The organism is Yersinia sp. 2540 StPb PI (assembly GCF_052217165.1).
In the GTDB taxonomy this organism is placed as follows: Bacteria; Pseudomonadota; Gammaproteobacteria; order Enterobacterales; family Enterobacteriaceae; genus Yersinia; species Yersinia enterocolitica_E.
In genome coordinates, this window is sequence record NZ_JAZGQC010000001.1 from 4,577,798 (window position 1) to 4,598,353 (window position 20,556).

Sequence of the window (20,556 nt, forward strand, 5' to 3'; positions counted from 1 at the left end):
AGTGAAAGCAGAATGAGGCTATGTGAAGTGAAGGTGAAGTCAGCCAATCACGCGGTATCCAGCGGCAGCGTTAAATAGGCACTCACCCCTTGTGGCAAGCGGTTTTCCAGCGAAATCTGCCCGCGATGAATAGCGACCACCTCGCGCACAAAATTCAGCCCCAACCCAGTACTTTTCGGGCTATCGGCCCTTGGTAATGAATAAAAACGGTCGAAAATCTTCTCTTGAGCGTAATCGGGAATACCGCTGCCATTATCTTCAACCGTTATCAGATACTCCCCCTCATGCCGCTCGCCACTGAGTATCACAGCCCCGCCTGAAGGTGTGAAATCCAGTGCATTATCAATCAGATTGGTCAGCGCCTGACTGAGTAATAACCCATCCCCGGTTAATATTGCGCTATCGGCGCTTTTCAGTTGCAGGTAAATACCTCGGCTGACAGCCTGTGCCTCTTTCGCACTGAAGGTTTGTTTGAGTATGTGACTGATATCCAATGGAGAAAACTGTAAATCAACCCGACTCTCGAGCCGTGCCTGCACCAACATTTTATCTACCAGTTGCCGGATGCGTGCACTTTGCTGCTCAATATTAACAATAAACCGCTGGGCGGTGGCTGGCGGGGGCGACTCACGTAGCAGTTCAGCTGCACCGGTAATGGCGGCTAATGGGCTTTTCAGCTCATGAGTCATGGTGTGAACATATTGTTCGATGTAGGCTTTGCCATCCAATTTAAGACGCATACTTTCCAGTGCGCGGGCCAAATCATTCAACTCGCTACTGCCGATCGCTGGCAGCGCCACAACCTGCCCCTCGGCCACCCGTTCAGCGTAATCTACTAATTTGCCGATAGCGCGGTTTATCCACCATACGAAGCCCAAGCCAATCAACAGAGCAATACCGAGCAAGACACTACCAGCCAACAAGATCTTACGCTCACTGCGTTTGATAACGGGCGCCATGGAAATATTGGGTTTACCCACACTGAGCACCCCGATGATTTTGTTTTCAGCAATGACCGGTGCCGCCACATACATTACCGAACTTTGTTCATCTGCGGGATTGGTACGGGTGCTGCGTGCGCCATATTCACCACGTAGCGTCAGCCAAACATCATTCCAGCGCGAATAATCTTGCCCTACCGCTTTACCCGATGAATCAAAAATCACCCGCCCGTCGGCATCCGTCAGATAAACGCGATATTCGTTACGATCCTTGCGAATACCTTCAATATTGGCACCTATTGGCCGCAAATTTAGCGAAGCAAACGCTTGTGCCAATTGACCACTGGCAACGTTATCCAGCAGCATATCTTGCCGGGCAAACTGTGCCAGTAGTGTGGCGGTATCCACTAATGTGCCTTCGGTGGCGCGCCGGACGCCAGGTTTCACCTCTTGTACGAAAATACGAATAACAAAATAACCGGCAATGGCCACTATCAGAAAGTAACCTAGCAGTAAGCGCACGCCGATTTTCATCGCTGACTCTTCATAGCTAACAACTCATCATCGGTAACTCAGACTATAGCCCAACCCACGATGAGTGCGGATTGGTGACTCCTCATCGTAAGCCATACGCAATTTTGAGCGCAGGGTTTTAATGTGGGTATCGACAGTACGGTCCTGACTCTCTTCTGCCTGTGCCCAAACGATATCCATCAGTTGCTGACGTGAAAATATGCGCTCTGGGGCCAGTAATAAGGTTTTCAGTAACAGATATTCATAGCGGGTGAGCCAGAGAGGCTGCTGATGATAGGTCACCCGCGCGCCGGCCTCATCCAGGGTGAAATCACCGAATTGATGCACCATAGCAGAGGCGGCCAGAATTTGTGATTTTTGTAAGCGCCGCAATACCGTGCGCACGCGGGCACTCACTTCACGGGGTGAGAAGGGCTTAGCAATATAATCATCGGCACCAATTTCCAGCCCGACTATGCGATCCAGCTCTTCACTACGGGCGGTAAGAAATACCACCGGCAGCGTGGGTTCGCGCGCCAATAGACGGCGGCACAGGTCAAAACCATTGATATCAGGTAAGCCAACATCCACTATCGCTAAAGCGGGCGGGCCATCCGCCAGTGCTGCCAGTGCCGGTTCCCCCCGGTCAAACCACCGGAGGGTAAAACCTTCGCTTTCTAAGGTATAAATCAGCGTATCAGCGATACTTGGTTCATCCTCTACCAGCCAGATTAAGGGTTTCATTGATTCATCCCCTCATCTGAGCCAAATGAATGCCGCAATAGCTGACATAATTGCCGCCACTCATCTTCTGACATACTGTCGGCGGCCAGCCACAACCGCTTACGGGCTGAACGGCTGCTCGACTGCTGTAGATTTAATAACACGCCATAACGGGTAATCCATGGCTGTTTGGCCACGATCCATTCGAGCCTTTTCCATAGTACCAGGTTGCCGGGTTTTAACCGGATCTCGCCTTGACAGGACGTAATATTTTTCTGGCTGCGGATACACTCAAACACCACCAGCGTCAGCAATACCAACCACAATGCGGTATACCCTTGAGGCCAAGGCGCAACCAAGGTGAGTATCACTAAAACACCATGAGACAATAAAGAGAAGAGTTGAGTGTGCCAGGATACCCGCAAATCACATCGCCACTGGGCCACGGGCTTTATTTCGTGTTTGAATCAGTTTGACCATCTGACGCAGCTCGCTATCCTGCGGCTCCCCGTGATTCATCAGCCAGTTGAATAAGTCTGGGTCATCGCACTCAAGTAAGCGAATAAATGCCTGCTTCTCGTTATTACTCAAGCCATCATACTCATGTTCAAAAAACGGCATGATAGAGATATCAAGTTCACGCATACCACGACGGCACGCCCAGTGAATACGGGCTTTATTATCGATTTCCATGTCCTGATTGACTCCTCAGTGAAGGATATTATCCGAACCCGGCCGCCAATAAGCGCCTGATTCGGTGCGTTGCTAGAGTAACAATTTGATACATCCAACGGGAAGATTATCACCGTTGAATTGTCATTTTAAGATGCTAAATGCTCAGCAAATGCTGTTTTTTCAAACACCTTTAACATGCTGTTGCAGAATCTGCGGTCATTGTACCTCAGATGTCGGTTAATTTAGATATTGGATAATAATGACCAATCCGTGGAATAACTGCTTGCAAAGCTACTCCGCTATTTTACCATTGGGACATAAGCTCACGGCACCGCCTTGGCAGGTGCTATTCATTGGCAGATACTTTTCATTTGCAGGTAAGCATGGCACATAACACTCCGTTCTCTGCACAACCACCGGTCGCCTCTTCCGGGCTGCCATTAACACTCATCTCGCTCGATGACTGGGCGCTCGTTACCTTAACCGGCGCTGACCGAGTGAAATATCTGCAAGGGCAAGTTACTGCAGATATCGATGCTCTGCCCACCGACCAGCATATCCTGTGCGCCCATTGTGATGCTAAAGGGAAAATGTGGAGCAACCTGCGGCTATTTTATCGTGGCGAGGGATTGGCATTTATTGAGCGCCGCAGCCTGCTGGATAACCAGTTAAGCGAACTCAAGAAATATGCCGTGTTCTCTAAAGTGGCGATTGCTGCACAGCCTGATGCCGTTCTGTTAGGCATTGCAGGGGCAGAGGCTAAAACTGCGCTGGCTGAGGTTTTTGCCGAATTACCGAGTGCCGAGCATCCGGTGACCCAGCAAGGTAATAGCACACTGTTGCATTTCTCACTCCCCGCCGAGCGTTTTTTGCTGGTAACTGATGCCGCGCAAGCCCAGCAACTAGTAGAAACACTGGCCGACCGCGCGCAGTTTAACAACAGTAAACAGTGGCTGGCGCTGGATATTGAAGCAGGCTTGCCAATTATTGATACTGACAGCAGCGCGCAGTTTATTCCTCAAGCCACCAATATTCAGGCGTTGAATGGCATTAGCTTCAGTAAAGGTTGTTACACCGGGCAGGAGATGGTGGCCAGAGCCAAATACCGCGGAGCCAACAAACGCGCGCTGTACTGGTTAGCGGGTGCTGCCAGCCGTGTACCGGCAGCCGGTGAAGATTTAGAGTGGCAATTAGGTGAGAACTGGCGTCGTACTGGTTCCGTGTTAGCCGCGATTCAACTCAGTGATGGCACTGTGTGGGTGCAGGCGGTGTTGAACAACGATCTGGCGGCAGACAGTGTGCTACGGGTGCGCGATGATGTTGGCAGTGTGCTGACTATTCAGCCGTTGCCCTACTCACTGAGTGATGAGAAGTAGTCTTACTCGAACCAGAGGCCGGTTATCCGGCCTCAATTTATGCATGTGGCTAAAGCATCAAACGTACAAATAGATCGCCATAAAGTGGCAGACACTGCCACCCAACACAAAACCATGCCAGATAGCATGACCGAAGCGGATACGCTTAGAGGCGTAGAAAACCACCCCTAAAGTGTAAAGCAAGCCGCCAATAGTCAGTAATGCCAACCCGCCAACTTCAAGTTTCACCGCCAACTGATAAATCACAATCAGTGATAACCAGCCCATCGTCAGGTAAGTCACGAGCGACAACACCTCAAATCGATGAGCAAAAGCCAGCTTAAATATCACACCGAACAGCGCCAGCCCCCAAATGACCGCCATTAACCCTCTGGCCAGTGGCGAATCCAATCCCACTAGCAGAAAGGGGGTATAAGTGCCGGCAATCAAGATATAAATGGCACAGTGGTCAAACTTCTGTAGCCAGAGCTTCGCCTTACGGTGTGGCACGGCGTGATACAGTGTTGATGCCAGAAAAAGCAAAATGATACTGCCGCCATACAAGCTATAGCTGGTTAGCGCTTTGGTATCAGCACCACTGTCTACTGCCTGCACCAAAAGCAACACCAGCCCGATAATTCCAAACACCACACCAATACCATGGCTAATGCTATTAGCTATCTCTTCTGCCCATGGATAGGCTGGGGTCGTTGTGGCCGGTGACAATATCGATGGGGCCGCAGAAGTAGGTGGAGTAACTGTAGCAGAGGGTGTAACTGATTTATTATTCAATACTTATTATCCTGAATATTAGCTGTTGTATACCCAAAGACATTGGCGTTGCAGTCAGGCTGCAAGGTAATCAATCCCGATGAGCGGCACAGTAGGTAGCCAATTGCGCAAATATACTGCACTCAGGTTAACTGAGAATTATTCCAGTGTACACGTGTAAGCTTAAATATTCTGTCAATACATGTAACTCACCATGTCTATCGCCAGATGAAGCAAAAAAAAACAGAGTAATTACAGATAATCAGGTAACGTATTACCGGTCTATCTTTATCTGATTTGAGGGTTGTTTGTTATGTCATTAACACTGCCAGTTCTGGATTTTGGCCCCCTGACCGAGACGGTCCAGTTTCTGATGGAAGTTGATAAGCTAAAAGATATACAGCGCCGCACCAAAGTGATTGCCAGCTTACGGCAGGAAAACTCCGCTGAGCACAGTTGGCATTTTGCGGTGGCAGCAATGAGTCTGGCCCCCTATGCAGACCCGGATGTTGATATCAACCGCGTAATTCAAATGGCACTGCTGCACGATATTGTTGAAATCGATGCCGGTGATGTCATCGTTTATGATTTGGCCGCCAGAGCCGCCATTCATGAACAAGAAGTGGCCGCGGCTAAACGGTTATTCGGTATGCTCCCTCCCGCTTTAAACGCGCAATTTACCGCGCTGTGGGACGAATATGAAGCAGAAGAAACCGCCGATGCATGCTTTGCGACCGTGCTGGACCGCATTTTGCCAATGCTGATTAACCTGCATACCGAAGGGCAAAGCTGGATAGAAAATGGTATCCGTTTGCAACAAGTGCTGGATCGCAACCAACGAGTCGCTGAGCGCTATCCTCAGATCTGGCAATATTTACTGCCCCAGTTACAGGCTGCGCAGCAAAAGGGCTGGCTGAAATAATCATGTTGAAGTACATGCGGTTAGGCCAGCTATGTCAATCGACTGGCAAACCGCATCTGTTTTATTTTCCGCCCGCCAGGTCCAATACACTGCCGGTGACATAAGAGGCACAGTCTGACAGCAACCAAACAATCGCCTCAGCAACTTCATGTGGGTGACCACCCCGCTTCATGGGTAACGAACCTTGGATCCGCTCAACCCGCCCCGGTTCACCACCACTGGCATGGATATCGGTATAGATAACACCTGGCCGTACCCCGTTAACCCTAATCCCCTCAGCCGCCACCTCCAGCGACAAACCGATGGTCAGTGTATCAATAGCCCCTTTGGAGGCTGCATAATCCAAATATTCCCCCGGCGCACCAAGGCGTGACGCGGCAGAAGAAACATTAACAATTGCCCCACCATTGCCACCATGGCGCAGAGCCATGCGTTTAACCGCCTCGCGACTGCATAAGAAATACCCTGTCACATTGGTCGTTAGCACTCGGTTAATACGTTCGGCGGTCAAGCCTTCAATACTGGTTTGTGGGAACAGAATACCGGCATTATTCACTAATGCACTGATTGGCCCCAGTTGCGCCTCAAGTTGTTCAAACAGCGCCACAACCTGTGATTCATCAGCAATATCCGCCTGTAACGCAATCGCCAATCCTCCCGCAGCCGCTATCTCCGCCACCACCTGCCGCGCAGCTTGCTGGTCATTGATATAATTGACCGCCACCCGATAACCATGTTTTGCCAACAGCAATGCGGTCGCACGACCAATTCCCCGGCTGCCGCCCGTCACTAATGCAACTTTCTTATTCATATCCCGGTTCCCTATGCTGCGATAAAGAGTTCCCAAACTAGCATGCCAATACTGGCGAGATAATCAACATAGCAAAAGGGCCGCATACGCGACCCTCAGATTCATCCACAACTTATCTCTATTTAAAATTACTCATAATCAGCAATTGGGACACATGAGCAGAACAGATTACGGTCGCCGTACACATCATCCAAACGTTTCACCGCTGGCCAGTATTTGTTCTCCATCACACCTGCAACCGGGAACACAGCCAGTTCACGGCTGTAAGGGTGCTGCCAGTCCCCCACCAGCTCCGCCTGAGTATGAGGCGCATTCACCAGCGGGTTGTCTTCCAGCGGCCATTCGCCTTGGGCCACTTTGTCAATCTCGCTACGAATCGCTAACATCGCATCGATAAAGCGGTCCAGTTCCACTTTGCTTTCTGATTCTGTCGGCTCCACCATCAGTGTTCCGGCAACCGGGAACGACATGGTCGGCGCGTGAAAACCGAAATCAATCAGGCGTTTAGCGATATCCATTTCACTGATACCGGTCGCCTCTTTTAGCGGACGAATATCCAGAATACACTCATGTGCCACACGGCCATCGTGACCGGTATATAACACCGGATAGGCGGCTTTGAGGCGGGTAGCGATGTAGTTGGCATTCAAAATAGCCACCTGACTGGCTTGCTTCAAGCCATCAGCGCCCATCATGCGGATATACATCCAACTGATAGGTAAAATTGATGCACTACCAAATGGCGCGGCTGAAACGGCACCTTGCTGAGTGGTCATACCGTCGATTTGCACCACACTGTGACCGGGTACAAAAGGTGCCAAATGGGCTTTGACGCCAATTGGCCCCATGCCTGGACCGCCACCGCCATGTGGGATACAGAAAGTTTTGTGCAAGTTAAGATGCGATACATCAGCCCCGATATAACCCGGCGTTGTGATGCCAACCTGCGCATTCATGTTCGCGCCATCCAGATAAACTTGCCCGCCAAACTGATGAACGATTTGGCAAACCTCACGGATGGTTTCTTCATACACGCCGTGGGTTGACGGGTAGGTCACCATAATGCAAGACAACTCATCACCCGCTTCTTCTGCCTTTTGGCGCAAGTCATGTAAATCGATATTGCCTTGCTTATCACAGGCCACCACCACCACCGACATACCGGCCATTTGTGCTGACGCGGGGTTAGTGCCGTGGGCTGAGCTTGGTATTAAGCAGATATGGCGACTCGCCTGATTGCGACTTTCGTGGTAACGGCGGATAGCCAGCAAACCGGCATACTCTCCCTGCGCACCTGAGTTTGGTTGCATACACACGGCGTCATAACCCGTCAGTTGCACCAACCATTGTGACAGTTGACCAATCATCTGCTGATAACCGGCCGCTTGCTCCGGTGGGCAGAATGGGTGTAACTCAGCGAATTCCGGCCAGGTAATCGGGATCATCTCGGCGGCAGCGTTCAACTTCATGGTACAAGATCCCAACGGGATCATCGCCTGATTCAGCGCCAAATCTTTGCGCTCTAAACGATGCATATAACGCATCATTTCGGTTTCGCTGTGATAACGATTGAATACCGGATGGGTCAGAATCGGCTCTTGGCGCAGCATCGTAGCCTGTATCGACTGGCTGCTCTGGCTGACTTTAGCATCAAGCTGGTCAATATCCAGGCCGTGGCTATCACCGGCTAACAGGGCAAAAAGGGTCTGAATATCTTCGCGGGAGGTGGTTTCATCCAGCGTGATACCCACAGCGCCATGAATGTCAGTGCGCAGGTTAATACCAAAACTCAATGCACGAGCCAATACCGTAGCTTTGTCTTTGACTTCAACTGTCAGGGTATCGAACCAGTGCTGGAAACGGAGACTCAGGCCTGCTTGTTGCAAACCCGCAGCCAGAATATCGGTCATCCGGTGAATACGGCCAGCGATACGCTGCAAGCCCTGCGGGCCATGATAAACCGCATACAGGCTGGCAATATTGGCCAGTAGCACCTGTGAGGTACAAATGTTGGAGTTAGCTTTCTCGCGGCGAATATGTTGCTCACGGGTCTGCATCGCCATACGCAACGCAGTATTACCGGCAGCGTCGCGTGATACCCCAATAATGCGGCCCGGCATCGAGCGTTTAAATTCGTCACGGCAGGCAAAGAATGCAGCATGTGGGCCGCCATATCCCATCGGCACACCAAAGCGCTGGGCGGAGCCAAATACCACATCGGCACCTTGTTTACCCGGCGCAGTCAACAGCACCAGCGCCATAATATCGGCAGCCACGCTGGTAATGATTTTACGTTTTTTCAGTTCAGACAGCAGCGCGCTGTAGTCATGCAGTTCACCGGTGGTGCCTACTTGTTGCAGCAACACACCAAAAACACCATCCAGCTCCAGCACTTTTTCAGCACGGTCGACAATCACTTCAAAACCAAAAGTTTCCGCGCGAGTTCGCACCACATCCAGCGTTTGTGGATGAACATCATCAGCCACAAAGAAGCGATTAGCGTCCTTCAGCTTACTGGCTCGCTTGGCTAATGCCATCGATTCTGCCGCAGCAGTAGCCTCATCCAGCAAAGAGGCAGAAGCCAGATCTAAACCCGTCAGGTCTTGTGTCAATTGCTGGAAATTCAACAGTGCTTCAAGGCGGCCCTGAGAAACTTCTGGTTGATAAGGTGTGTAGGCGGTGTACCAGCCTGGGTTCTCCAGCATATTACGCAGGATAACCGGCGGGGTCAGTATCGGGCTGTAGCCCATGCCGATGTAGGATTTATAGCGCTGATTCTGGCTGGCAATCCCTTTAAGTTCCGCCAGCGCCTGGTGTTCAGTGGCAGCATCACCCACTTGTGGTGGGCTTGGCAATTGGATATCTGCCGGAACAATCTGCTGGATCAATGTACTTAACGAGTTGGCACCAATGGCGGCCAACATCTGTTGCTGTTGTTCAGCAGAGGAGCCGATATGGCGCTGAATAAAAGCATCGTTATGTTCAAGCTGGCTGAGATTCTGAGTCATTTGCTACACATTCCTGAATAGGGCATGGGACGGGAGATATTTGAGATTAACCGCGCCTTGGAGAGGTTTTAGAAATACTCACAAAGCCGAACTAAGGGGAAACACGTCGTTCGGGTCGTAGTGGCGTAAGCCACCGGAGCGCCCGTAGACGTGGTCAACCCTTAGCTCATTGCACTTCACTCACCTCAGGCTTTTTTTCATTTATTCTTCAATGGTCGCCAGATAAGCCTCGGCATCTAACAAGCCTGCCAGCTCACCTTCATCAGAGGCTTTGATGCTGAACAGCCAACCATCGGTATAAGGTGCGCTGTTGACCAGCTCTGGTGAGCTTTCCAGCTCAGTATTAACCGCAACAATTTCGCCGCTGATCGGGGCATAAATGTCGGAAGCCGCTTTAACTGATTCGGCAACAGCACAGTCACTGCCAGCTGAAACTTCACTGCCCACTTCAGGCAAATCAACAAACACCATGTCGCCCAGTAGCTCTTGCGCATGCTCAGTGATACCGATGCTATAGATGCCATCGCCATCGGCACGAACCCACTCATGAGATGACGCATATTTTAACTCTGCTGGTACATTGCTCATTGCTGCTCCTTAAAAAGAGATAGAGCCAAAAATTGAGGCTCTTATAATTCGGAAGACTTACAGCGCGACCGGTTTACCCGCCCGCACAAAACCAGGTTTTGTGACCCGCACTGGCATTTCACGGTTGCGGATTTGAACCACCGCACTCTCACCAATTCCCGCAGGCACACGGGCCAGCGCAATGCTGAACCCCAATGTAGGCGAGAATGAACCACTGGTTATCACACCGACATGTGAGTTACCCAGCGCATCAGAAAAATGCACCGGCAACTCATTACGTAATACGCCTTTTTCGGTCATGATCAAGCCGACCAGTTGCTCAGTGCCGTCCGCACGTTGCTTTTCCAGTGCTTCGCGGCCGATAAACTGGCGGTCTTCTGGCAACCAGGCTATCGTCCAGCCCATATTGGCGGCTAACGGAGAAACACCTTCATCCATTTCCTGGCCGTAAAGGTTCATACCCGCTTCCAGACGCAAAGTATCACGCGCACCAAGACCCGCAGGCTTCACCCCAGCGGCGAGCAGTTGCTGCCAAAATTCAACAACTTGCTCTTTTGGTAGTGCGATTTCATACCCTGATTCACCGGTATAACCGGTAGTCGCGATAAAGAAATCACCCGTTTGAATACCAAAGAATGGTTTCATGCCCGCGATCGCCTGCTGCTGCTCAGGAGTCAGTAAAGTAGCCACTTTCTGTTGAGCCGTTGGGCCTTGTACCGCCACCAGGGCAAGATCGTCACGCACCGTCACTTCAACCTGGTAAGGTTCAGCATGCTGGATTATCCAGGCCAGATCTTTGTCACGGGTAGCGGAGTTAACCACTAAGCGGAAATAGTCTTCTTGCAGGAAATAGACAATCAAGTCATCGATAACACCGCCGGACGCATTTAGCATCCCGGTGTAAAGGGCTTTGCCCGGTTGGGTTAGTTTGGCAACGTCGTTGGCTAACAGGTAACGCAGGAACTCACGGGTACGGGCACCGTGCAGATCAACGATAGTCATATGAGAGACATCGAACATACCGGCATCTTGACGCACGATATGGTGCTCGTCGATTTGGGAACCATAATGCAATGGCATCATCCAGCCATGAAAATCTACCATGCGCGCACCGCACGCTACGTGCTGATCATACAGCGGGGTCTGCTTAGACATCTACTCTCCCTCAAACAGTTTCATGCCATGAGTGTCTGGTACTCTGACTTACCATAAACAGGCATATACCCTAGATAATTCGGGTTGCAGGAAGGCGGCAACTAAGTGAATCCCCAGGAGCTTACATCAGTAAGTGACTGGGGTGAACGAAGGCAGCCAACACACATGCAACGTGAAGTATGACGGGTCTACGCAAACGATACCTTTTGCCCAACGTTATCACCGAACTCATCAGGTAACCATAAGCTAAAATAGGCAATAGCACGCCCTAAGAGGACAAAAGGCAGGGGTATTGTGCAGAGTTTTCCACTGAAAAAATGCGCACAGAGGCACATTATTAACAATTAATCAGTAAAAATTGCGATGTTATATAACCAAATAACCAAAACCCTGTCAGTTTCAACTTTTCAGGTTTTGGTTATCAGTGAGAAAAACTAATGCGAAAATAGGGCTGAAATTAGATTATTTCAACTGAGGGGGGTTTAGTGACTCACAAAACTACTCATCTAGCCAATCGGGTAAATCATGTAATCCCATGGCCTGCCGCACTAACGGTGGTTTTACCCCCGGCAAGTTATCAGCCAGCGTTAAGCCAATATCACGCAGGAGCTTTTTGGCAGGGTTACTGCCCGCAAACAGGGAGCGGAAACCCTGCATACTGGCAAGCATCACCGCAGCACTGTGCTTGCGGCGACGTTCATAACGCCGCAGATAGAGATGCTGACCGATATCTTTGCCTTGGCGCTGTAAACGGCGCAGCTCAGAGACTAACTCAGCGGCATCCATAAAGCCCAGATTGACGCCCTGCCCGGCCAACGGATGCACAGTATGGGCAGCATCCCCCACCAGCGCCAACCGGTGTGCCGCGAAGCTACGTGCATAGCGCCCCATCAGCGGGAAGGTCTGGCGCTCACTCTCAAGCTGGCATTGCCCCAAACGCATATCAAACGCCATGCCCAGTTCGCGGTTGAATTGCTCGGCGGGTAGCGCAGCTAACTCGGCAGCACGCTCAGGAGGAAGTGACCAGACTATCGAACTCAAGTGTGGGGAGCTAAACGGCAGGAAAGCCAGAATACCATCACCATGAAATACCTGACGCGCCGTTGCCTGATGTGCTTCTTCCGTGCGAATGGTCGCTACCAGCGCATGGTGGGCATAGTCCCAAAAAGTCAGCGGGATATCCGCATGCTGGCGCAACCATGAGTTAGCGCCATCGGCCCCAACCACCAGCCGCGCACTGAGCATACGGTCATCAGTTAGCGTGATAAAAGCTTCGCTTTCACCCCATGCCACCTGTTTGAGGCTGGCCGGTGCCAACAGCGTAATCTCAGCTAATTGGCTGGCACGTTGCCATAGCGCCTGCTGAATCACCCGGTTCTCAATGATATGACCGAGATGGCTGAAGCCATATTCATCAGCATGAAACGCTATTTTGCCAAAACTGTCTTGGTCCCACACTTCCATGCCGCTATAAGGGCTGGCCCGTAGCGCCAAAATGCTGTCCCATACCCCTATTTTTTTCAATAAGCGCTCACTGGCAGCATTGATCGCCGAGACACGTAGCGCCAACTCATCAGTCAACGGTGCAGTGAGAGGTTCTGGTGCGGGCTGATGCTCCAGAATAGCGATGCGCAAGCCACTGCCCTGTAAGCCACAGGCCAGCGCCAGACCGACCATTCCGCCACCGGCGATTACCACGTCATATGATTGCATACCGAGATATATCCCATGAAAATATGAACTTTATTTACCCTATAAATTTCTCGATGCAGGAAGGCGGCAAGCGAGATACAAATCGGTCGGGAATCGATTTGAACAGCATTTATGCTAACCCGTAGGGTGAGCCTCAAGGATGGGACTCATTAATTCCGATGAGCTTACATCAGTCGCAGCCCACACACCTGCAACGTGAAAGATGACGGGTAAAATTAACGCTCTACCCATCCCAATGTCTGCCGGGCGAAAGTATCACGTATTGCAGGCATCAGTTCCATTGACATCAGAGCAAGGTTACGCCCAACCACCAGTGGCCCATAGCGATTGGCAAACAGACGAATTAAACCATCAGTGACACCAATAGTCGCCTGTTGATCCCCTTGCCGCCGCTGCTGATATTGGCTGAGCACCGCATACTCACCGGGGTCTCCCCCCGCCTGCGCGATAGTTTCAGCCAGCGACATCACATCACGCAGCCCTAGATTGAAACCCTGCCCGGCAATGGGATGCAGTGTTTGCGCCGCATTACCCACTAACGCCAGACGGTGACTGATATGGCGCGAAGCCGTCAATAATTGCAGCGGGTAGCTGTAGCGCTTACCCGCATGGAGAATTTTACCCAACCGCCAACCAAAAGCTTGCTGCAATTGCGCCACAAAACGGGCGTCATCCCAACTATCGACCTGCTGCTTTTCGTGTTTAGCGTGACACCAGACCAGCGAGCTACGCCCTTCAGACATCGGTAATAATGCCAACGGCCCATTGCGGGTAAAACGCTCAAAAGCCCGACCTGCCGGTAGTTCGGAAGTCGTAATATTGGCAATCACGGCGATCTGTTGATAGTCCTGCTGCTGCCACTGAATATTACAAGCCCGCGCCAGTGCAGAATGAGATCCGTCGGCTGCCACTAGCAGCTTTGCACTCAGTTGTTGGCCGTTATCCAGCGTCACACCAGCTGATGCAACTGTACGAACCACATCCACCACTTTAGCCGGGCAATGCAGCGTCACTCCCGGCGCTTTCTGCAATAAGGCAAACAGCCTTTTACCGGCATCATGTAGCTCAATAACATTACCCAGTGCCGCAACACCATAATCAGCGGCGCGTAAGTTAACAAAGCCCGAATGACCGCTATCACTAACATGAACATGTTCAATGGCGGTGGCACAATCAACCAGATGCGCCCAGATACCAATGCGCTCCAGTTGTTGGCAGGTGCCTTGTGCCAAGGCAATTGCTCTGGCATCAAACCCCGGATGCTGCTTGCTATCGGGAAGTTGTGCCTCAACCAAAGCAACCGGCACCCGCCCTTTGGTGAGGGATGAAATAGCCAGCGCCAGAGTTGCTCCGGCCATACCACCACCAACAATGATTACGCTCATCAGTTATCTCGCTGCCGCCATCAGGGCTTCAATGGCATCGGGATCTTTCACCACACTGGCGGTCAGATTTTCATTGCCGTCAGCGGTAATCACGATGTCATCTTCGATACGAATACCAATACCACGGTATTCTGGCGGTACATCAGCATCTGGGGCGATATAAAGACCCGGTTCAATGGTCAACACCATTCCCGCTTCCAAAATGCGGCCACGGTCACTATTGGTATAATCACCGACATCATGCACATCCAACCCTAACCAGTGGCTCAAGCCATGCATAAAGAAGGGGCGATGCGCTTTTTCAGCGATCAATTGCTCGATATCACCTGTTAGAATGCCCAAACCAACCAGACCCGTAATCATAATGCGCGCCACCTGCTCGGTGACTTCGCGGATACTGGTACCCGGGCGGAACAATTCTAATGATTGATTAATCGAGGCCAGAACGATGTCATAAATCTCGCGTTGCGCTGGCGTGAATTTGCCGTTAACCGGGAAGGTGCGGGTGATGTCACCGGCATAGCCACGGTATTCACAACCTGCATCAATCAGCACTAGCTCACCATCCCGCAATTCACTCTCATTTTCGGTGTAATGCAGAATGCAGCCATTCTCACCACCGCCAACGATAGTGTTATATGCCGGGTAACGCGCGCCATGGCGGGTGAACTCATGCAGAATCTCCCCTTCCAACTGATACTCAAACATACCTGGGCGACATTTTTCCATCGCGCGAGTATGGGCTAGCGCACTGATTTCACCGGCGCGGCGCATCACAGCAATTTCTTCAGCTGACTTAAACAGGCGCATTTCATGCAACCATGGACGCCAGTCAGTTAGCGTGGCCGGTGCACGCAAATTTTTACGAAAACCGTTACGTAATCTTTCCAGCGCGGCAAAAACAATTTTATCTGCATAAGCATATTGCCCCTGCGCGTGATAAATCACATCAAGGCGATTGAGCAACAAATAGAGCTGTTCGTCGATTTCATCGAAGGGTAATGCGCGGTCAACACCTAACTTGAGGGGGGCCGCATCTTGCCCTAAACGGCGGCCAAACCAGATCTCGGCGGTTAAATCCCGCACCCGGTTAAACAACACGCTATGGTTATGGGTCTCATCGCTTTTTACCAGAATCAACACCGCCTCCGGTTCATTGAACCCCGTCAGGTAGCTAAAATCGCTATTCTGACGATAAGGGTATTCGGAATCCGCACTGCGCGTAGCCTCCGGTGCGGCGAAAAACAGTGCTGCACTGCCCGGGGCCATCTTCGCCAACAGCGCCTGACGGCGGTTCTGGTATTCTTGCTGAGTCATCACACCCTCCTGGAACGTCCGATTTAATCGACTTAATTCAACATATTACACCATATCATTTAATGTAGTGTTGGCTTACGCATCTCTGGTGCAGTCGGCTTCTGTTGAGTAAATTCGATATGGCACAAAATAGCGGCCACACGCACATACTCAATAACTTCTTCTAATGATTGAGCCAGCTCTTCTTGATCTTCATCTTCGTCATAGCCTAATTGGGCAATATTACGTAAATCATCAATGGCTTCACCCACTTCATCTTTCACCTGCGCCAGTTTCGGTTGCAACATACCCAAACCTAACAGGAAATGGTTGACCCAACCTGATAATGCGTCAGCACGGTCAAAAACCGAGATATCGTCCCCTTCAGGGATAAGCAACTGGAACATAAAACCTTCGTTCTCCAGCGCTTCTTGTGTTGCTTCATGTAACTGTTGTAACGGCAATCCCAACGCTTGTGAAAAGGCAACGCCGTCATTGGTCAGGTCATGTACCAGCGTGCGCCAGCCATTGTCTTTACTGCCACCACAGAGCATGCCGCTGATCAGGCCATGCATTTCTGCGGGGGTTAATGCTACCGCTTGCTGGCTTAACGCCAAGGCAAGTGATTGGTAAGTTGGTAATGTATTCTCTATAGACATGCGTATTGGTCATCGTTGGCAGGATAAGTTCGTGTTATGCTACCACCAAGAAAGGTCGCTATACCAGAAAACGCAACGCGCCAGACCCTAATACCCAGCGGGTATTAGTGGTTGAATCTTGGTATCGAGATATATATAGTGACGCCCGCTTTGCAACTACGAGCATTTTGCCTCTGGTTTACAAGGTTGGCGCGAAAATTAGTCAGGAAGGTGGCATGTCTGCACAACCGGTAGATATTCAAATTTTTGGTCGCTCGTTAAGAGTCAATTGTCCGCCAGAACAACAAGACGCGTTGAACATGGCAGCAGAAGATCTTAACCAACGGTTGCAAGATCTCAAAGTTCGCACTAGAGTCACAAATACTGAGCAGTTAGTTTTTATCGCAGCATTGAACGTCTGTCACGAATTAGCTCAGGAAAGGTTGAAAACCCGTGACTATGCATCCAATATGGAGCAACGTATTCGGATGTTACAACAGACCATTGAACAGGCGTTGCTTGAACAAGGTCGCATCTCTGAACGTCAGGATGCACAGTTTGAATAAATCTCTGTTGAATGATAGATTCAGCAGTGAGTAAAAAATTTCTCTGAGGTGTTTGCCAGCGGGCCAGTCCCCTGAGCCGATATTTAATACCAACAGAATGTAGTGACTCCGTAACTGGTGCGCATGCTCGGTCCGCCGAGAAGCCTTAAGGTTGCGACGCTACGTTCACCTTGAACCATGGGTTCAAGGGTTACAGCCTGCGGCGGCATCTCGGAGATCCCCCCTTTATCGGGTAACCAGCATTTGGGGTTATCACGTTCGTTTTACATTGGCTGTCTACTGGCATCAGCAATATATCTTGCGAATCAATAAAATGTCTTTTTAATCAAAAAATTATACTTTAAATCAACAACATATTTTTGAATAAATAATATGCCTTTGACTGCGCAATATGCCCTTGAGCGACAAAAAATTCGTAGTGAGATCCGTGAACGTCGGCGACTGTTGACTGCGGAACAACAGCATCAGTCAGCGCATCTGGCGGCAAAGCATATCGCTGAGCATGACAGAATCCGTCAGGCTAACACCATTGCCGTGTTCCTCTCCTTCGATGGTGAACTCAATACCCGCCCCATTATTGAGCTGCTATGGCAGCAACAAAAACAGGTTTATCTGCCGGTTTTGCACCCTTTCAGCCTCGGTAATTTATTATTTCTGCGTTATCGCCCTGATAGCACGCTTATCCGTAATCGCCTGAAAATCCTTGAACCACAATTAGATGTGCGAGAAGTTCTGCCACTAAACCAATTGGATATGGTGATAACCCCGTTAGTGGCGTTTGATAGCCTCGGGCAACGTTTAGGTATGGGTGGTGGCTTTTATGACCGTACGCTGCAACACTGGCAGCAAGGACGCCCTTATCCTATTGGCCTGGCCCATGATTGCCAATGGGTAGAGCACTTGCCCTGTGAGCTTTGGGATGTGCCATTGCCAGAGATAGTGACACCAACAAAAGTGTGGCAGTGGTAAGAGATAATCCTGCAAAATAAAAAAACACCCGATATTTTATAGATAGCGGGTGTTTAGTCATTTAATACAAATATTTATACCCAAAACCATTGGTAATGCGGCCAGGCAGCAAGTGAACGACAAATTGGTCGTAAACCATTTTGAACGGCGCTTGCGCTGGCCCGCAGGGTGAGCCTCTGATGAGGCTCATAATCCCGATGAGCTTACATAAGTAAGTGATTCGGGTGAGCGAAGGCCGCTAACAATGCTGCAATATCAAGGTCGAAGGGGATACTAGTAAAGCAAACGAGCACGGATAGTTCCCGGGATCGCCTTCATCGCCTGCAATGCTTTTTCTGCATTTTCCGCATCATCAGTCTCAACATCAATGACGACATAACCGATTTCAGCACTGGTTTGCAGATACTGTGCCGCAATGTTGACATTCTGTTCGGCAAAGATTTTGTTAATGCTGGTCAGGATGCCTGGGCGGTTCTCATGGATATGCAACAGACGGCGGGTATTATCGCCGTGAGCAGGCAGAGAAACCTCAGGGAAGTTGACCGCAGACAGCGTTGAGCCGTTGTCGGAATACTTCGCCAGCTTACCTGCCACTTCATCACCGATATTTTCCTGCGCTTCCTGAGTGGAACCACCAATATGTGGTGTTAGCAACACATTATCAAACTCGCACAAGGGTGAATTGAACGGGTCCTTATTAGTTGCAGGCTCTTCAGGGAATACGTCGATTGCCGCGCCTGCCAAATGATTGCTGGCCAACGCATCACACAAGGCCGGGATGTCGACCACGGTACCGCGTGAGGCGTTAATCAGCATCGCACCCGGCTTCATCAGAGCCAACTGTTCAGGGCCAATCATGTTTTTAGTGGAGTGGTTTTCCGGCACATGCAGGCTAATCACATCACTCATATTCAGCAGATCAGACAGGTGACGCACCTGCTGTGCATTCCCTAACGACAATTTATTTTCGATATCGTAGAAAAATACTTTCATCCCGACACTCTCTGCCAGAATCCCTAGTTGGGTACCGATATGACCATAACCGATAATGCCCAGCTTCTTGCCACGGGCTTCATAGGAACCCACCGCCAGCTTGTTCCACTCACCACGGTGAGCTTTGGCGTTAGCCGATGGAATGCCCCGGAACATCAGCAGTAACTCGCCCAGTACCATTTCAGCTACCGAACGGGTATTGGAGAAAGGTGCATTGAATACTGGCACACCGCGTTTGGTAGCCGCTTTTAAATCAACCTGATTAGTACCGATACAGAAACAACCTACTGCGACTAATTTTTCTGCTGCCGCAAAAACTTCTTCAGACAGATGCGTACGCGATCGAATGCCGATGAAGTGAGCATCTTTGATCGATGCTTTCAGTGATTCGGTGTCTAAGGCACCTTTATGATATTCAATATTGCTATATCCGGCAGCACGCAGATTATCAACCGTGCTCTGGTGCACCCCTTCCACTAACAGAAACTTAATTCTGTCTTTCTCCAGTGATACTTTTGCCATGTCCCCGACCCTATTTTCAGACTTCAGATGTGGCTGCCGCTATCGAATGAATCCGGTCAGCACCCTGTCAACATAACAAATATTACGCGGGCAGCAATACAAACGATTGCCTGCCGGCCAGCATAACAATCAGTGCCAATGTTAATTTATGGAATAAAAAACTGGCGTGAAGAGGGTTAATGGCAGGTTAATAAAACGAAATGAAGAAATGTGATATATATCACCAAATTTAGCGATTTTAAGAAAAGATATTTAAAGGCAAAAAAACTTTCAGGATGAAGTAGCGAACCTCATCCTGAGAGCGCGTTAACCGATCACTTTAATTTTATGGTCTTAACGCCGTCGGCGGTGCCAATCAGTGCCACATCAGCCCCCCGATTAGCAAATAGGCCGACCGTAACGACACCGGCAATACCATTGATTTTATTTTCTAACGCAATGGCATCCAAAATACTCAGATTGTGGACATCCAAAATAACGTTGCCGTTATCAGTCAGGACGTTCTGACGATACTCCGGTAAGCCACCCAGCTTAACCAGTTCACGAGCCACATAAGAGCGGGCCATTGGGATAACTTCAACCGGCAGCGGGAACTTACCCAATATAGCAACCTGCTTGGACGCATCCGCGATGCAGATAAACTGACGAGCAATAGCAGCAATGATTTTCTCGCGGGTCAGCGCAGCACCACCGCCTTTGATCATCTGCATCTGGTCGTTAATTTCATCAGCGCCATCAACATAGATATCCAATACATCCACTTCATTACAATCGAATACATGGATGCCGTAACTTTTCAGTTTGGCAGTAGAGGCATCAGAGCTGGAAACCGCCCCCTCTATCTGGCCTTTGATGGAGCCAAGTGCGTCAATAAAATGTGCTGCGGTCGAGCCAGTGCCGACCCCAACGATGGTACCGGGTTTAACATAATCTAATGCTGCCCAGCCCACTGCTTTTTTAAGTTCATCCTGAGTCATGGTAAGTTCACGCCTTGATGTGAAAGAAAACCTGA

General features: G+C 50.2%; 19 protein-coding genes and 1 other RNA gene. 5 read left to right on the forward strand and 15 right to left on the reverse strand.

Going from position 1 to position 20,556, the window contains the following annotated elements:
• Positions 1-47: 47 nt before the first annotated feature.
• Genes creC through sdhE form a run of 4 tightly spaced genes read right to left on the reverse strand, consistent with a single transcriptional unit; the run spans position 48 to position 2,870 of the window.
• Entirely contained in the window at positions 48-1,475 is a 1,428-nt protein-coding gene (gene creC, locus V1956_RS21455) for a two-component system sensor histidine kinase CreC (protein WP_442825645.1), read from the reverse strand.
• A gap of 27 nt (positions 1,476-1,502) precedes the next feature.
• Positions 1,503-2,198, reverse strand: a complete 696-nt coding sequence (gene creB / locus V1956_RS21460) for a two-component system response regulator CreB (protein ID WP_372560657.1) — start codon at positions 2,196-2,198, stop codon at positions 1,503-1,505.
• The gene (locus V1956_RS21465; RefSeq protein WP_083162757.1) at positions 2,195-2,623 is read right to left on the reverse strand and encodes a protein YgfX; all 429 of its coding nucleotides are present in this window, start codon (positions 2,621-2,623) and stop codon (positions 2,195-2,197) included. Before V1956_RS21465 ends, creB begins: the two co-directional genes overlap by 4 nt.
• Entirely contained in the window at positions 2,604-2,870 is a 267-nt protein-coding gene (gene sdhE / locus V1956_RS21470; protein WP_083162755.1) for an FAD assembly factor SdhE, read from the reverse strand. The genes V1956_RS21465 and sdhE overlap by 20 nt, the downstream gene beginning before the upstream one ends.
• Positions 2,871-3,235: 365 nt before the next feature.
• Here sdhE and ygfZ point away from each other — a divergent pair, with 365 nt between their 5' ends.
• Complete coding sequence (gene ygfZ / locus V1956_RS21475) at positions 3,236-4,228, forward strand: tRNA-modifying protein YgfZ (protein WP_372560656.1); 993 nt, start codon at positions 3,236-3,238, stop codon at positions 4,226-4,228.
• A gap of 57 nt (positions 4,229-4,285) precedes the next feature.
• Here the strand turns inward: ygfZ and trhA are convergent, their stop codons facing one another.
• The gene (trhA, locus tag V1956_RS21480; protein ID WP_372560655.1) at positions 4,286-4,999 is read right to left on the reverse strand and encodes a PAQR family membrane homeostasis protein TrhA; all 714 of its coding nucleotides are present in this window, start codon (positions 4,997-4,999) and stop codon (positions 4,286-4,288) included.
• A 292-nt stretch (positions 5,000-5,291) separates the two neighbouring features.
• On the opposite strand from trhA, the gene V1956_RS21485 reads away from it, so the two are divergent.
• Positions 5,292-5,900 (forward strand): HD domain-containing protein, encoded by a 609-nt coding sequence (locus V1956_RS21485; protein WP_442825646.1) that lies wholly within the window; start codon positions 5,292-5,294, stop codon positions 5,898-5,900.
• Between the two features lie 61 nt (positions 5,901-5,961).
• Here V1956_RS21485 and V1956_RS21490 read toward each other — a convergent pair whose 3' ends face one another.
• The 8 genes from V1956_RS21490 to V1956_RS21525 all read right to left on the reverse strand — a co-directional run bounded on the left by V1956_RS21490 (position 5,962) and on the right by V1956_RS21525 (position 16,515).
• Positions 5,962-6,711 carry an SDR family oxidoreductase gene (locus V1956_RS21490; protein ID WP_442825647.1) on the reverse strand — a complete coding sequence of 250 codons (750 nt, stop codon included), beginning with the start codon at positions 6,709-6,711 and terminating at the stop codon, positions 5,962-5,964.
• Positions 6,712-6,839: 128 nt separating this feature from the next.
• Positions 6,840-9,719, reverse strand: a complete 2,880-nt coding sequence (gene gcvP, locus V1956_RS21495) for an aminomethyl-transferring glycine dehydrogenase (RefSeq protein ID WP_442825648.1) — start codon at positions 9,717-9,719, stop codon at positions 6,840-6,842.
• Positions 9,720-9,920: 201 nt separating this feature from the next.
• On the reverse strand, positions 9,921-10,307 hold the full coding sequence (gene gcvH, locus V1956_RS21500; protein WP_005193111.1) for a glycine cleavage system protein GcvH: 387 nt from the start codon (positions 10,305-10,307) through the stop codon (positions 9,921-9,923).
• A 57-nt stretch (positions 10,308-10,364) separates the two neighbouring features.
• A complete protein-coding gene (gene gcvT, locus V1956_RS21505; RefSeq protein WP_372560652.1) occupies positions 10,365-11,462 on the reverse strand; it encodes a glycine cleavage system aminomethyltransferase GcvT in 1,098 nt (365 codons plus the stop codon).
• A 498-nt stretch (positions 11,463-11,960) separates the two neighbouring features.
• Positions 11,961-13,175: an FAD-dependent 2-octaprenylphenol hydroxylase gene (gene ubiI / locus V1956_RS21510; RefSeq protein WP_420070946.1), complete on the reverse strand. Its 1,215-nt coding sequence runs from the start codon at positions 13,173-13,175 to the stop codon at positions 11,961-11,963.
• Positions 13,176-13,390: 215 nt separating this feature from the next.
• Positions 13,391-14,560 carry a 2-octaprenyl-6-methoxyphenyl hydroxylase gene (gene ubiH / locus V1956_RS21515; RefSeq protein ID WP_420074275.1) on the reverse strand — a complete coding sequence of 390 codons (1,170 nt, stop codon included), beginning with the start codon at positions 14,558-14,560 and terminating at the stop codon, positions 13,391-13,393.
• 3 nt (positions 14,561-14,563) lie between these two features.
• Positions 14,564-15,877, reverse strand: coding sequence for a Xaa-Pro aminopeptidase (gene pepP / locus V1956_RS21520; RefSeq protein ID WP_372560649.1), 1,314 nt, complete (start codon positions 15,875-15,877; stop codon positions 14,564-14,566).
• A gap of 59 nt (positions 15,878-15,936) precedes the next feature.
• Positions 15,937-16,515, reverse strand: a complete 579-nt coding sequence (locus tag V1956_RS21525; RefSeq protein ID WP_372560648.1) for a YecA/YgfB family protein — start codon at positions 16,513-16,515, stop codon at positions 15,937-15,939.
• 215 nt (positions 16,516-16,730) lie between these two features.
• Here V1956_RS21525 and zapA point away from each other — a divergent pair, with 215 nt between their 5' ends.
• From zapA to V1956_RS21540, 3 genes are all read left to right on the forward strand, one after another.
• The gene (gene zapA / locus V1956_RS21530; RefSeq protein ID WP_004706812.1) at positions 16,731-17,060 is read left to right on the forward strand and encodes a cell division protein ZapA; all 330 of its coding nucleotides are present in this window, start codon (positions 16,731-16,733) and stop codon (positions 17,058-17,060) included.
• A 37-nt stretch (positions 17,061-17,097) separates the two neighbouring features.
• Positions 17,098-17,281: non-coding RNA, 6S RNA (ssrS, locus tag V1956_RS21535), on the forward strand.
• A gap of 151 nt (positions 17,282-17,432) precedes the next feature.
• Positions 17,433-18,029 carry a 5-formyltetrahydrofolate cyclo-ligase gene (locus tag V1956_RS21540; protein ID WP_442825649.1) on the forward strand — a complete coding sequence of 199 codons (597 nt, stop codon included), beginning with the start codon at positions 17,433-17,435 and terminating at the stop codon, positions 18,027-18,029.
• Positions 18,030-18,302: 273 nt separating this feature from the next.
• Here the strand turns inward: V1956_RS21540 and serA are convergent, their stop codons facing one another.
• Positions 18,303-19,544, reverse strand: coding sequence for a phosphoglycerate dehydrogenase (gene serA / locus V1956_RS21545; RefSeq protein WP_083162735.1), 1,242 nt, complete (start codon positions 19,542-19,544; stop codon positions 18,303-18,305).
• Positions 19,545-19,858: 314 nt separating this feature from the next.
• A complete protein-coding gene (gene rpiA, locus V1956_RS21550; RefSeq protein WP_083162733.1) occupies positions 19,859-20,521 on the reverse strand; it encodes a ribose-5-phosphate isomerase RpiA in 663 nt (220 codons plus the stop codon).
• Positions 20,522-20,556: the final 35 nt, after the last annotated feature.